Below are 13630 nucleotides of genomic sequence, written 5' to 3' on the forward strand. Positions count from 1 at the left end.
TATCCAACTGCCAGCCGGTGTAATGGGCCAGTGCTAGGAGCCCTTGGTCGATGTATTGACGCTCGACCCCGAGTCCTGCTTTTGAAAACCCATGATGATTTGCTGCCCCGCAACATAGTCCATCATATCCAGTTCATGGATAACGCCTTGCTCGACATCACTGAGTAATGCCATCAAAGCAATCTCTTTGTCAGCATCCGCTTGGTTTTGTTTATCGGCAATCAGGTTATCCCGCACTTTCGGGCGACGAAACTCAAGCGTGGTATATTCTTTTTCATTAAAAGTGACTGGAAACTGCAGAGTCAAAACTTCGTTCTTCACTGGGTAAGCCATTGATAATTTCCTTAACAATAAGATAAAAAAGGCTGCCGAAGCAGCCTGATAGCTCAAGAGTGTTATAAAATGGATTAAAACAGCTTCATGGCGCTGCGGATCTGCTTCAGCGTATCGACATGACCGAACGAACGGACATGATTCACCGGGTCGATTTCCACCAATTTGACATCTGCCCACACCATTTTGTAATAGTTAAGCTTCATCGTAACTTTCATTGCTTTATCGCGCTGTGAACCACTATCTTGCGCATCGCGTTCAATTTTAGTGATAAGCCCGCGCATGGCTTCGGAACATTCAAAGGGAGTTCCTTGAGCATCGGTAAATACTGAACGCACCGATAGTGATGTGTTTTTACCCGTTTGAAAGCCAAACAACGGCATGATATTGGGATCCAAACCGTAAATAGACAACGAGGTCTCCATCGGATTCATCCCGTCGTCTACCGGGATTGGCATATCCATATCGCCCGCGGAAAAATCCACGGTTTTCACTTCTAATACAGGCGGTGTGTAGTCTTTACAATTGCCGGCTTTGCCAACACCATCAACCCACACGGCCCAGCTTTTTAACAGATGATCTGCTGCCATTAGTTAAATACCTCTTCGATATAGTCCCCATTGAGGCGACTGCGGAAAATAATATGCTCAGCAGGGAACGGCGGCTCAAAGTCAAAATCAAAGTAAGCCAGTCCCTGTTTCACGGTTGCGGATGAATTTAGATCGGGGTCAGCCGAACATTTACCGTCGTAAATTGCGCCTTCGGCTTTTAACTGCCGCAGGTAATCATTAACGCCTTCACAGACCTCATCAAAGTAGGTCTTGGTCAGGTTGCGGTCGACCGCCCACAGGTGATTGAGTTGAATTGAATCATTAATCATATCTGCGGTACGCACAGTCTGTTCAAACATCCATTGGCGATCATCCGAGCAATTGCGGTTGCCCCAAAAACGAAAGCCATTCTGTTGGATCACGGTGCTCACATGGTTTTCATTGAGCATGTTGGCGGTGGTATTAGGATCATCCAAGGTCCAATCAACCGCTTGCGCTGTGCCGACAATCCCGTAAATTTCCTGATTGGATTTCGACCACCAGGCTCCTTTTTCAGCATCAATACGTGCTCGCAATCCCGCGGCACGCGCCGATAGCGGACGGTTGACATTTTTTGCCAAATCCTCATCAAACACGGTGACCCAGGGCCACATCAGCTCACAGCGTTTGTCATATTTACGCTGCCGTTTAATAGCATCGGTATAGCTCGCGCCCTGCTCACAATCAAAGTAAGCGACTGCGCGCAGTCGAGCGGCTTGGGTTTGCATCTCGGCAGCCACCGCATCATATTGGCTAAACTCGGGGGCAATTAAGATCCGCGGTTTATAACCGGTCTGAGTCTGCGCCGATAACAACACTCGCATCCCTTGGATGATATTGGCCTGAGTTTCGGCATCTGAGCTGCCTTCGGCCACTCGCACAACAATTACCAGTGCACCGGTTTGATCAAAGATGTCATCAAACGCTTTATACAGCGTGCCAGCTTTGCCAAGTTGATTAACCTGTTGCTGACTACCAGCCACGGCCACTGGGGTATTCAAGGGGAAGGGTTCATCGCGGCCACCACTGAGATAAGCCTCAGCGTCATTGACCACAATCCCCTCACCAGTTCCCAGTGCTTTTACATTCACTAACGCAGCTGCATCGGTATTGGCAACAATCACCGCCTGCACATCGGACGCAGTCGAGCTGAGCGCACTGTCACCGTCGGTGGCAAGATGAACGGTAATTTTCTGGCCCACCACCGAGACACCCAACTCAGCATTGGCAGTGCCCGGATCCACAAACGTCACACTGATAGCATGGCCACCAGTACCGGCCTCAATAGCAGTAAATAACAAACCATCGTTAATCACTGCACTCCCTTTTTGTAAACTGGCAGCGGTCGCTCCGGCACTATCCGGCGCCGTCCCTACCAGTCCAATGACGGCTGTCTTAACCGTTTGAATGGAGCGAGAGCCACTATCGACTTCAATGACTTCGACACCATGGAGAAATTGCGTCATAGCTAATTCCTATGTTTGGAGTAATAAAAAACCCGCTCGAAGCGGGTCATGATTGGGGTTAAATTAAGTTAGTACAGATTATTTGCCGGTGAACTCACCGGGAGCTTTGGGCCATTGCACCTTAAATGGGAACCCCTCTTGCTCAGGCACATTACGCAGCGCCACACGATATTGCCGCCACGCGTTGGCATCTTTGCCGGCATCTTCGAGGCGGTTAATCTCACGGCTGACGCGGTCGGCAATAGCATCACGCTCGGTGCGAACACTAGAAGCTTTTACCGGACGTTCTAAGTCTTGCGAATATTCCCATTTCCCTGATTGAGCATTCCAGAGACTGAACTCTTCTGGCTTTTGCAATGTCCAACCCTCGGGCACTTCCCCTAAATCGGTGACCATTTTGGACTGCGTGTAATCAGTGATGTCATAGATGGTTTGGTCTCGGTGATCTTTCTTCTGACTCCATGCCCCATCAGCAAAGACGGCGATCATGCCATCGGTACTCTCTGGTGGGACAATCACCGTGGCATTGGCCGAGATTAATGGGTTGTCCATATCCAGTGGATTTACATCGGCTTCACCGGCTCCCTGATAGGCACCAGTAGTCGCATCATAGTGATAGATTGTATCGGTCATCTTAATTCCTAATATTTAATGCAAGCCAGTAAGGCAATGTTGCGAGGCCGGGTTTCAGTGCCTCCGGTTGAAGTCGTGTTTTTATAGTATCTATCATGACTCCCCCCAGCAATGCCATCCGAACCTAAGTTGCTCGATGAGTGACCCACTCTGTGATAATGCGATTGAATGGCCTGCGCCTGATAACTCCCGATGGTTCGACTCGAATCAACCCCGCGCCCATCATCCAAAAATCGTAAAAATTCCCCACGCAAATCAGGCACCGTAAACGTACTCGAACCATCGCCAGAACCAAAATTCCCAATGTCTTTGCTCTTTTCGTCCACTAAATTGCCACTGGCTTGCGCATAGGCCCACAATTTGGCATAAGTGCTTCGAGAAAGAGACGCGCCATTGGCTTTCAAATACCCTGATGGTGCAGTTGTGGCTGGCACTAGAATTATCTGACCAACGGTTGCTTGCGGATTGTTCGAAAGATAACTACCAATCACGCTATTAAAACGCGATTCATTCAAATACTGTGAATGCGGATCACTGGCCCTGACGTGGGCCGCATCTTTAGTATCCGCATAACTTTTGGCTGATGACTCGGCGGCATTGGCTTTACTGCTTGCATCCGTATTGGCACTCGATAAGACTTTGGCATCTTGTGCATCAGCATAGCTCTTAGCTTTACTCAGCGCTGTATTCACGGCACCGTCAGTATGGCTATTGGCACTTTTTAATGTCGCAGCATCTTGCGTATTCGCATAGCTTTTAGCAGCCGCCAATGCTTGAGCTTGTACTATATTGTCTTGCTGAGATGCATAATTTTTAGCACTCGACTCTGCTGCACTGGCTTTACTGCTTGCATCAGTCTTAGCACTCGCTAACATTTTCGCATCTTGGCTGTCGGCATAACTTTTAGCATCCGCTAGTGCCTGATTAGCCTTTTTCATTGCATCCGTCGTGGCGGCCGTTTGGTAGCTTTTATCCTGAGTATCCACATAGGTTTTCAAGCTATTGTCTTGCGCCTGTGCATAGTTTTTCGCGGCCGACTCTGCGGCATTGGCTTTATTGCTCGCATCGGCTTTGGCACTGGCTAACATCTTCGCATCTTGGCTGTCCGCGTAGCCTTTAGCATCATCGAGTGTCTGGTTGGCCTTTTTCGTCGCATCCGCTTTGGCGGCGGTTTGGCCAGCTTTATCTTGAGTATCAACATAGGCTTTTAAACTGGTATCTTGCTGACTGGCGTAGTCTTTAGCCTGCTGCAAAACACTGGCATCCTGTTGGTTGACATATTCTCGGGTCGCCAACACGACGGATGGATCAATTTTCAACTCAACACTGCTGGCTGAACTCACTTCCAGCACGATTCGAATGGTCTGAGTCCGACCACTTCCTTCACTTAACAGCGGTTTATAAGTCTCTGGAAAGTTGCCCACGGCAATCAGATCGCCAGCGGTATCAAACAGCCCCACTTCCCGAATCGTCCATCCACCGATCTCAGGCGGTAACACTTGCTCACAGATAACCCAGTTTGGATTATCAGGATCGATGGTAATGGAGTTGAGGGGTTTGCGGCGCAATGTATGCACAAGTGACGTTTGCGACTGATTCGGTGTCACCGCCTTACCGCCGCCATCACCCACTGCCATTTCGGTAATCTCGATGGTCGTACCCAATGCCGTCGCATTTGCCAGCTTAGCGGCGCCAACCGTGGTTAGAATAGTAAAAAATTCATTCATGAGGATAAATACTCACTGTATCAATGGTGTGATCAGAGCCGCCAGAATAGATGCTTCCGGTGACCGTAATTGTGCCTGGTGCATACGGGTAAACCACCACGGTCTCCCCGGTATAACAGCAGGCCCCGACAGAAATAGAGCCGTTACTCTGAGCTTGAATATCGAGCCCCATCAGCTCCGCCCGTAGTGGTTTTGCATCAAAGATTAATTTGACCATCTGCTCATACATGGTATCGGTAATCCCTTTATCCTTGACGCCAATGACCAGCGAAAAAGTATAAGGATCACCACGCGGCGAAGTTTGAAACCACTCAATCACCTGAATTAAAAACCCCAGTGGCTCGACCACGCGACGGATGGCCGCTTTGGTTCCTTTATGCAGGTGAATAAAAAAAGCCGCTTCAATCGCGGCTCTTTTTTCATCTTCACGCCAGTTTTCATCCCAACGGTCGACTGAGAAGCTCTGAGCCAGATAGGGTAAAAACTGGGATGGACAACGCTTGGGATCCCAGATATCCCGAATCGGCACCGCCAGCTCCGGCGTCATCGCATCTACGAACGCTTTTTCCAAAGCGGTGGCATTCGGCGGCAAAAGCTGTTTAGCTGTCATCACCGCCTCCGTTTTTTAATTGAATTTGCGTGCAGAAACTGGCCTGTTCTTTACTGAGCACAATATCTTTGGCCGGCGCCGTTAATTCCACATATTGCACCCCGGCAACACTCATCGCCGCAATAATGGCACTACGCCGAATATTGCGGCCTAAGCGAGACAGACTACTCACATAAGTCTGTAGGGCTTGACGAGCTGCATCCATGATGGGGCTCTGTCCGGGATCATCCTGCATATAAAGCGTGGCGGTGATGGAGTATTTCACGACCGCCGCTGATTGGACGATCACCTCATCGGTAAGTGGCCTGACCTCTTCGGCATTGAGCGCCTGCTCCACAGCCTTGATCTGCTCATCACTGGCGTGACCATCCCCTTCACGGGATAATAAGGTCACTAAAACTTGCCCGCGACTGGGCATGATTGCGCTCGCATCAGCAATGCTTGGGTCAGCAGAGAGAGCATGAAATTTATACGCCTGTTCAGGGCCTGCCACTGATAACCCTTCAAAAGCCAATAACACCCGCCGCCGCAGATCATCGTCCGACTCATACACTGCTTGAGTCGGTGGAATCGTGTGATTATCTGCGGGAGTGATGAGTTGGCGCTGCACATCATAGCGAACCGCAATTTGGTCTAAATCACTGCCAGTGGCCAGGGCCAGCATCACCGCTTTAGCTGCTTCATTAACGCGTTGGCGGTCTTTCATACGAAAGTAAGCAGCAACTTCAAATGCCTTATAAATTGGATCCGACTCCAGCAAAGCATCAAAGGTTGAATTTTGCACTCGATAACGCGTGAGCATCTCCTCTAGCACCTGCTCATAATCCAGTTCCTCTAACAGTGAGGGGGCCGGCAACGTCGATAAATCAGAAATACTCATTGAATTTCTATTCCTTCCATTGTGATCGGCTCACCATTGGGTCGATATTTACCCGTAATGGATAATACAAATTGCCCTCGGGAAGCCGAGGTCACTTCAATTTTCTCAACTGCGATCCGCGGCTCCCAGTTGGATAAGGCATCGACAGTATCGGTAAAAATATCCAATCGCGTCGCCATATTCATGGGCGCATCCACATGCGCATACAGATTGCTACCATAGGTTCGGCGCATCACTCGTGAGCCAACGGGTGTGGTTAAGATGTCCATAATGGACTGTTTTAAATGATCAATCCCCGAGAGCGTCTTCCCGGTATATCGGTTCATTCCCTGCATTTAGCCCCCTGCAAAAACGTTGCTACTCCCGGCAGCCACCAAGCTGCCACAATCCACTCGGTCACCAATTCGGCCTAGCGCTTTGCCATTGGCAAATACACTGCCAGAGCCACTGGCTAGCGTTCCGCTGTGACAAGTTGGATGCGAATTACAATGCACGCTCCAACCATCCCCTACACGGTGGACCGCGATACCGTTACAAAAAACAGTGTTACTTCCGCCCGTACTATTGCGTGGCGGAAAATCCCCATGGCCGGTACCACCATCGCCTTTACGTGTGACTGCTGGCATTGAAATACTCCTCTAGTAAAGCGCGCCCAGATGAATAATCGTGGCGCACTGTCATCGTCCAGCTCTGTTGCTTTTCATAGTCCTGCTCGCTGCCAGTGAGCGAATCAATAAAGTGGATCTGGGCGGTGACGGTCAGTATGTAATCGCGCTGGCCATCACGCGTTGGATGAAAATCATAGAGATCCATACCTGCAGGCAGCGCCTCCCAACGGCTCACTTCAAGCAGTTGTTTGCCGTCTCGGTAACGCAGATAGTCAGGATGAAATAAACCACTAAGAGCATCAGCCGTCAGATGCACCCCGCTTGCCACATTGCAGGTGACGGTAAAAACCGACTGAGCGGGTGTAATCATCCATTGATAAGCACTGATGGTCTCCCCTGCCAAAGGGATATAAGCAAGCTGCTTATCCACAGTCTCACTATCCATAGCCATCACTAGCTGGTTGTTTGTGGGTGTCCAAGTCATTCGTTTAAGTCAATCCGTGCTGCTTTAAGTTTCATATTCCCGGTGGCCGAAAGCGTGATATCACCACCGGCCTGACAGCTAAGATTGTTGTCGCATTGCACCGAGACATCCCCTTTGACCATGACACTCAGTTGATGGGTTTTGCGGTTATAACGAGTTTGTGTGCCATCGGCATATTGAGTGACATGCTCATCAGCAGAAGTGCTGGGCGGCGGACTTTGACTGTCGAGCATCGCTGGCAATACCACGCCGGCGCTGAGCTCACCACTTTGTGATAAAATCAGGCACTGCTCGCCAACAGCCAGCGGCTCCCAGTCGGTTCGTGACTGACTGGAAGCGCGCCCACCTACCCAAGGTAGCCAGGTGGTGGTCGCCCTCGGCGCATATTCAACCCGAACGCGAGGCGGTGTCTGGGTGAAATCCACACTGTGAACTCGCCCTTTGCGAACCAAATTGCTCAAGCGCCGTTGAATATCCCGTAAAATCTGACTCTCATCACTCATCAGTCGGCTCCGGAATCACTTGCTGGTAATCGTCCTTATGGCCAATACCAATATCAGGACTCACACCGACCCGCACTTTCGTTGGGGGAGTACCTTCGGTCTCAAACAGATTCTGACCAAAATCAACGCTATGTTGGTAACGAATCTCCCAAACCGCCTTATCCAAAGTATACGGCTGTGCGCAAACCACTTGGGCAGGATGGAATGGCATATTAAGAGTGCTATCTGAAATAGCACAGGTCAGCTCGGCCGCACCGTTACGCACAGTACGTCGATAATCCTGTGCAAATTGGCTCTCGACGACTAGGATTTGAACATCTAAACATAAACTGGTTTGCCCACTATGCGGGCCATTGTTCGCCACATGCCAACCAGCAATATTAATAAATGCATATGGCGTCTTAATCGGGACAATTTGTTGCCGATAATCATGGGCTGATTTAAGCCATGTACAGTGCTGAGTCAGGTAGTTGGCCAAGTTGTCACAGTATTGATCTAATAAGGGTTGTTGCTCGCTCATGAGTCTATCCATATAGCTAGTCGACCTCGAGGGTCGGGGGATCACGGTAAACCAAGATTGTTAGTCGTATTTTGAAATCACATCTTTCATTTTGATGGGCAGTCTTATAATCGCCGCCACAAGGCGAGCGAAGCCTATTAAGATAGTTCACTGCCCAGTGATTCAATCGCTATCCAGTCGCCATAAAAAAGCGGGGCGAACCCCGCAAGCACAGAACAAAACTGTCGTGGATATTGTTTATTAAATGTCAGTTTTCCGCCCCTTTATGCGTGACACTACAAAGTTATAGATCACAATAGAGGTCACAATCAGGGTGACAATATCGCCAGCCTGAAAATGGAACTGGCCATGAATCAATTGATCAAAAGAGGCCGATAACAATGACTTCGCAAAGCTACTGTTTTGCACACTCTGAGATAAGGCAATCCCAGAGGATACATTCGAAACAGTTTGGCTTACTTGGCTTGTGTGGCTTGCCATTGTCTTAAGCTCCGTTTATCGGCATTACAGCGTTGCAGTGCTGCTTGTAAATCTAGTCCGTAATAGACAAGAGCATCGTTCACTGCGGGGATGCTCGGTGGTTTGGGGTCAACGGTCGGCTGAATGTACTCTCTCGGCGGCAGAATTTTTTCGTACTTTGTTTGGACGATCACCTTCTCTATAGGTGGATGTGCCGAGCAAGCGGATAACAGCATCGGGAACACGAACCATAGACCACGATTTAACTTTTTCATCGGTTTTTTTCAGTCCTTCCAGTTGCTCCGCAAGCTCAGCGAAATGGGTACGCTGCGCGACCAGTTGCTTGTTCCTGTGGAGCAAGATCTGTTCGCGGCGTTGGATCTCTTGTTTAAGGGCGTGGTTATTCGCCTCTGAACTTGATAACGATTGTGCCAACTCATCACGGTTGACCATTAATGTCTGAATATCTTTATGGGCTAAGCGCAGATCCGTCTGTAATCCACCAAGTCGCCATTGCTGAAAGGCAGCAAATAACGCCAACCCCAGGCAACCCCATATGGCTACTTTACTCACGAGATAGCTCCTCATATATCTGCCGAATTTTAGGCGCGTAATGGAGCGTCTCGTTCGGGTCTTTCATCACCTTTGGTAAACACGCCATAATCGGTTGATATAAAGATGGATCACCACAAGCTTTTTGGGCCTTCAATATCCATCCACAACCAACGTTGTAACACGCCAACGCCAGGTTATAGCGGTCAGTTTCAGGCCGTGGCCAATGCCAGACATAACGTAATTTAGCCATGTAGTAGGCCCCGGCTGGAATGGCTAAACGCACATCAGTTGGCTGACCGTGAAATCCGAGCGCCTGCGTCGTTTCAATCCAGGTCTGCGGCATAAATTGCGCAATTCCCTTAGCTCCCACGGCGCTTTGGGCCTTAGGGTTTAATGAAGATTCCTGAATCAGTTGGGCCTTATAAAGCAACCAAGGCTCATAAGGAAGATAATGCCGAGCGGCCTTCTTAATGCGCCAGTCGTAAACGCTATGCCATGCCGATAGCGAAGGCGAGGAATACAGCAAGGCAGCGCATGCCAAAATACAGGCCCATGGCAATCTGGTGATATTTATCATCAACACGGCTCGACCATTGGTAAAATGTCAGGTGACTACTGCGATCAAAAAAACGCAAGGTGAACCACGCCAGTAACACCACGGTTCCAGAACGAATCAGGCTAATCACAAAACTGACGAAGGATGCAAAAATAGGATTGTGGTGAAAAAACCAGGCAAGCACACCAATCGCGGCCAAACCTACACCACAACTCAAGCCAATCAGCGCTTGACGGGAGGCTAATAATGTCGCCCCTTTAGATAACAATTTCATAGGTTCACTCTATTCGGATACAAAAAAGCCCATAAATCAAAATTTACAGGCTTTTAGTCATACTCATCAGCAGGTTAGATAAACAATGCGTGGGACGTTCACAAATTGCAAGCCACTCAAAACAAAAAACAGCGATTTGCTCTATTCAGATACAAAAAAGCCCGTAAATCGAAATTTACAGGCTTTTAGTCCTACTCATCAGCAGGTTAGATAAACAATGCGTGGGACGTTCACAAATTGCAAGCCACTTAAAACAAAAAACAGCCCAAAAGGCTGCTTTTAAAAAAAGAAAGCATCGGAAATAAGGTACTAGCTTTTAACTTTTGGGGCTTTTGCCATCACTTCTTGCTGTGATTTGATTGAAGAATCAATCAAACGAGTATTGTGATCGTCTTTCGGTACCCGAATATAGCACATGGCTTTTTATGAAAATAAAGCGACATCAACAGGCGATCTGGTACTGCTGACGAATATTCGAACAGACATTTTCAACCACCATTAAAGCATCGGTTGCCACGGGTTTGAGCTGTTCGACCGTCTGTTCCACATAAGCTTGATAATCACGACTATATGCTGATGCACTGACTCCAATAGTCGCGGCGATTTCCGTATTAGAGACCATGGCTTGAGGGTCATTCAGCTCTCGTCGGCATTTAATCATAACAACATCGACCAACAGAGAAACTCGTCTGATTTGCTTTAAACTTTTCCCCCAATTGGGATTAAGCTCCAGCATCTGGCGGTAAATAAATTGTGCAGTTCGCTCAAGGTATTTGCCCTGCACATCATCAGGGGCAAACATCACCATCCCAATATCCAGTTGTTTCTTAGGCAAAGCTAAAATCGCATGTTTCACTTTGGCTAACTCACCTTGCATCACATCCCAAGTAATACCGCTACTACCATCACCAGAACGAGAACGAATCGAACAAAAAGCATCATGCCAAGCTTCAATCGGATTATTCAACATATGCCACCTCTTTATAAATTATTCGCGTAATAGATGATATAAATATAAGTGGAACACTCAATAGCAAAATAATAATAATCTAGCCATGCAAGTGATTTTATTTAAATTTCATAAAGTGAAGGCTCAACTTTTATTATCCCATTACTGATTAATTTGTAAAAAAGATCACAATAACTAAAGCTTAATGATGTAATATACATTTACATATAGCGAAGAGATTAACTTATAATGAAAAATATTATTTGTTGTTGTGATGGAACATGGGATAGGTTAGATCAAGAAACAGGGGATATTTTATCACCGACCAATGTGGTGCGAATCTATAATGCACTATCACCAGTTGATGACCATGGAACCCAACAAGTCAAATATTACCACCCCGGTGTTGGAACAGGTCATAGTATCAAACAGAAACTTCTTGGTGGTGGATTAGGCGAAGGGATCAATCGAAATATCAAAAGTGCCTATCGCTTTCTTTGTGAAAACTACCAAGAAGGGGATCATATCTATTTATATGGCTTTAGCCGTGGCGCATATACGGTACGCTGTTTAGCGGGATTCATTACAAAATGCGGACTGCTGAAAACTAAGCAATTAGATGACTCAGACATATGGCATAAAATAGATAAAGCCTTTTCATTAGGGTATAGAAAAAACCAACCACTTGCCAACTGGAGTAGCAATGGGGAGTTTACCACTAATATCGAAATTTTCTTTATTGGGGTATGGGATACGGTTGGCTCGTTGGGCATTCCTGATGAAATGGGTATTTTAAAGCTATTTGATAATCCGCAAAAATATTATTTTTATAATACCCAACTCAGTAAAAACATTAAACATGCCAGACAGGCCTTATCCATCGATGAAAAGCGAAAAACATTTCAGCCAACCTTATGGGATGAAACACAGGCAAAACAAGACCATGTAGACCTCGTGCAAAAATGGTTTCCGGGGGTTCATACCGATGTGGGTGGCGGCTATCCTGAAACAGGACTATCCGATTGCACCCTCATCTGGATGATTCGTGAATCAGAAGCTACAAATTTAAACTTTGAGCTAAAAATGACAGAGCAAATCCATCCAAACAGCTTAGCTCCGAGACATGATTCATGTACTGGGATATTTAAGCTACTCGAAACAAGGCCCAGGAGTATTCCAAACTTTATCAGCGAATCCAGTCAATACTCTGAATTTGCTTTAGCGCGATATTCTACTCCCCCCATCTCTGATGCCCCTTATCATTTAAATCACACAATCTATCCACAGGGAACATCGATGAGTATTTATGCCGACCAGCAATGGAATGAAACGGGGATCTGGCTAGAAAAAGGAAAACACTATTCGTTTCAGGCCATTGGCACATGGAAAGATAACAACTTAATTTATGATGCCAATGGGAAGAGCGACCATAAGTTTCACTTTCAAAAAATAGTTCACTGTATAATGTCAGCCATTGGCAAACTTAAATCTCTTTTAAAGAAACTAGAAAGAAATCCATCAGCTTATATCCCAGGCACCAAACGAAATGAAAAATCCCCTTGGTTTAGTCTGATAGGTTCAGTTGCTTGTAATTTAAAGCCCGCCAATAATCCCCATCTATTAGGTAATCATGAGACATTTCTCATTGGTAATCGATTAGATGACTTCACTCCTCAGAAATCAGGCTATTTTTATGCATATGCCAATGATGCATGGAATTTCTACTTTAATAATCATGGTAGTGTTCGCCTTGAAATAAAAATTAAAGAATAGATAAAGGGTGCATTTATAATTTTCTAGATGCACCTAAGCTGTTCGACATAACATCTAATCACTTATTTCAATATTTATAATAATGCAAAGCATGGCCCATCATCTTGCAAAATTAAGACACAATTAACCTGCAATTTTAAATGAAAATTGCATTCGTTAACATCAGGTATTAAATTTGTTCTTTTTTAATCAATAGCTAATCATCTATCGAATCTATTTATTTTGGCAATATTGTTTTATGTTTATTTTTTTCGACTTTATAAGAAACAGTAAAATACCTTTCTTAAACTAAAACCTTCTGGGATCTTTTCTATCATCCATTAAAGTATATAACTTGGGGAGTCCTATAAATGAGGATTCATTAATATAAATGACTCAATAACCTCTCCCGAGTCACTCGATTTAGCATTCCCAAATGGCGACATAGCGTCGTTGAGCTCACGCCCCATTTTTTAGCAACCCTTCGCATCGAGCCTTGAGTGGTCAGATATTCCACCATCGCTTTCTCAAGATTCTTAGAACGGACCGGCTCGCAGATGCCTCGTAAAATTGTTTCTGATTCATACTCCTCTATAGGACGAATTTCAGGTTGCGGCGCAAGTTGTTTTTCTTCTGTAATCACCGCTCGGCCAGCAGCTATACTTTCTCGCCAATGAAAGGTCATTTCCGGTCGACTTAGATTCATCATTTTTTCTCCTTCTCAATTGCTA

The 13630-nt window shown here is 46.6% G+C and carries 20 protein-coding genes; 1 reads left to right on the forward strand and 19 read right to left on the reverse strand.

The genetic code is table 11. From position 1 onward, the window contains the following. Positions 1 to 33: 33 nt before the first annotated feature. The 18 genes from EV690_RS05360 to EV690_RS05440 all read right to left on the reverse strand — a co-directional run bounded on the left by EV690_RS05360 (position 34) and on the right by EV690_RS05440 (position 11168). Entirely contained in the window at positions 34 to 333 is a 300-nt protein-coding gene (locus tag EV690_RS05360) for a phage tail assembly protein (protein WP_131911877.1), read from the reverse strand. Between the two features lie 74 nt (positions 334 to 407). Then, the gene (locus EV690_RS05365; protein ID WP_131911878.1) at positions 408 to 923 is read right to left on the reverse strand and encodes a phage major tail tube protein; all 516 of its coding nucleotides are present in this window, start codon (positions 921 to 923) and stop codon (positions 408 to 410) included. Next, complete coding sequence (locus tag EV690_RS05370) at positions 923 to 2389, reverse strand: phage tail sheath subtilisin-like domain-containing protein (protein ID WP_131911879.1); 1467 nt, start codon at positions 2387 to 2389, stop codon at positions 923 to 925. The genes EV690_RS05365 and EV690_RS05370 overlap by 1 nt, the downstream gene beginning before the upstream one ends. A 78-nt stretch (positions 2390 to 2467) precedes the next feature. Further along, a complete protein-coding gene (locus tag EV690_RS05375; RefSeq protein WP_131911880.1) occupies positions 2468 to 3022 on the reverse strand; it encodes a phage tail assembly chaperone in 555 nt (184 codons plus the stop codon). Positions 3023 to 3030: 8 nt separating this feature from the next. After that, positions 3031 to 4749 carry a phage tail-collar fiber domain-containing protein gene (locus EV690_RS05380; RefSeq protein ID WP_131911881.1) on the reverse strand — a complete coding sequence of 573 codons (1719 nt, stop codon included), beginning with the start codon at positions 4747 to 4749 and terminating at the stop codon, positions 3031 to 3033. Beyond that, the gene (locus EV690_RS05385; RefSeq protein ID WP_131911882.1) at positions 4742 to 5359 is read right to left on the reverse strand and encodes a phage tail protein I; all 618 of its coding nucleotides are present in this window, start codon (positions 5357 to 5359) and stop codon (positions 4742 to 4744) included. The genes EV690_RS05380 and EV690_RS05385 overlap by 8 nt, the downstream gene beginning before the upstream one ends. Continuing rightward, positions 5349 to 6239, reverse strand: coding sequence for a baseplate assembly protein (locus EV690_RS05390; protein WP_131911883.1), 891 nt, complete (start codon positions 6237 to 6239; stop codon positions 5349 to 5351). Before EV690_RS05390 ends, EV690_RS05385 begins: the two co-directional genes overlap by 11 nt. Next, positions 6236 to 6574 (reverse strand): GPW/gp25 family protein, encoded by a 339-nt coding sequence (locus tag EV690_RS05395; protein WP_131911884.1) that lies wholly within the window; start codon positions 6572 to 6574, stop codon positions 6236 to 6238. The genes EV690_RS05390 and EV690_RS05395 overlap by 4 nt, the downstream gene beginning before the upstream one ends. Then, positions 6575 to 6865, reverse strand: a complete 291-nt coding sequence (locus EV690_RS05400) for a PAAR domain-containing protein (protein ID WP_131911885.1) — start codon at positions 6863 to 6865, stop codon at positions 6575 to 6577. Continuing rightward, positions 6846 to 7292, reverse strand: a complete 447-nt coding sequence (locus tag EV690_RS05405) for a hypothetical protein (RefSeq protein WP_131911886.1) — start codon at positions 7290 to 7292, stop codon at positions 6846 to 6848. Before EV690_RS05405 ends, EV690_RS05400 begins: the two co-directional genes overlap by 20 nt. Positions 7293 to 7327: 35 nt before the next feature. Then, positions 7328 to 7834 carry a phage baseplate assembly protein V gene (locus EV690_RS05410; RefSeq protein WP_131911887.1) on the reverse strand — a complete coding sequence of 169 codons (507 nt, stop codon included), beginning with the start codon at positions 7832 to 7834 and terminating at the stop codon, positions 7328 to 7330. Next, positions 7827 to 8354 (reverse strand): hypothetical protein, encoded by a 528-nt coding sequence (locus EV690_RS05415; RefSeq protein ID WP_131911888.1) that lies wholly within the window; start codon positions 8352 to 8354, stop codon positions 7827 to 7829. Before EV690_RS05415 ends, EV690_RS05410 begins: the two co-directional genes overlap by 8 nt. A gap of 240 nt (positions 8355 to 8594) precedes the next feature. Further along, the gene (locus EV690_RS05420; RefSeq protein ID WP_131911889.1) at positions 8595 to 8834 is read right to left on the reverse strand and encodes a hypothetical protein; all 240 of its coding nucleotides are present in this window, start codon (positions 8832 to 8834) and stop codon (positions 8595 to 8597) included. Further along, positions 8810 to 9049, reverse strand: coding sequence for an Rz1-like lysis system protein LysC (gene lysC, locus EV690_RS18785; protein ID WP_449727715.1), 240 nt, complete (start codon positions 9047 to 9049; stop codon positions 8810 to 8812). The genes EV690_RS05420 and lysC overlap by 25 nt, the downstream gene beginning before the upstream one ends. Beyond that, entirely contained in the window at positions 8943 to 9386 is a 444-nt protein-coding gene (locus tag EV690_RS05425) for a hypothetical protein (protein WP_131911890.1), read from the reverse strand. Before EV690_RS05425 ends, lysC begins: the two co-directional genes overlap by 107 nt. After that, a complete protein-coding gene (locus tag EV690_RS05430; protein ID WP_224054902.1) occupies positions 9379 to 9894 on the reverse strand; it encodes a transglycosylase SLT domain-containing protein in 516 nt (171 codons plus the stop codon). The genes EV690_RS05425 and EV690_RS05430 overlap by 8 nt, the downstream gene beginning before the upstream one ends. Continuing rightward, the gene (locus EV690_RS05435) at positions 9857 to 10198 is read right to left on the reverse strand and encodes a hypothetical protein (protein ID WP_131911892.1); all 342 of its coding nucleotides are present in this window, start codon (positions 10196 to 10198) and stop codon (positions 9857 to 9859) included. Before EV690_RS05435 ends, EV690_RS05430 begins: the two co-directional genes overlap by 38 nt. Before the next feature lie 442 nt (positions 10199 to 10640). Next, on the reverse strand, positions 10641 to 11168 hold the full coding sequence (locus tag EV690_RS05440) for a hypothetical protein (RefSeq protein ID WP_131911893.1): 528 nt from the start codon (positions 11166 to 11168) through the stop codon (positions 10641 to 10643). 228 nt (positions 11169 to 11396) lie between these two features. Here EV690_RS05440 and EV690_RS05445 point away from each other — a divergent pair, with 228 nt between their 5' ends. Continuing rightward, positions 11397 to 12920 (forward strand): DUF2235 domain-containing protein, encoded by a 1524-nt coding sequence (locus EV690_RS05445; protein ID WP_131911894.1) that lies wholly within the window; start codon positions 11397 to 11399, stop codon positions 12918 to 12920. A 361-nt stretch (positions 12921 to 13281) separates the two neighbouring features. Here EV690_RS05445 and EV690_RS05450 read toward each other — a convergent pair whose 3' ends face one another. Further along, positions 13282 to 13608 (reverse strand): hypothetical protein, encoded by a 327-nt coding sequence (locus EV690_RS05450; protein WP_131911895.1) that lies wholly within the window; start codon positions 13606 to 13608, stop codon positions 13282 to 13284. Positions 13609 to 13630 lie beyond the last annotated feature (22 nt).

This window comes from Celerinatantimonas diazotrophica, from assembly GCF_004339545.1.
Lineage (GTDB): Bacteria > Pseudomonadota > Gammaproteobacteria > Enterobacterales > Celerinatantimonadaceae > Celerinatantimonas > Celerinatantimonas diazotrophica.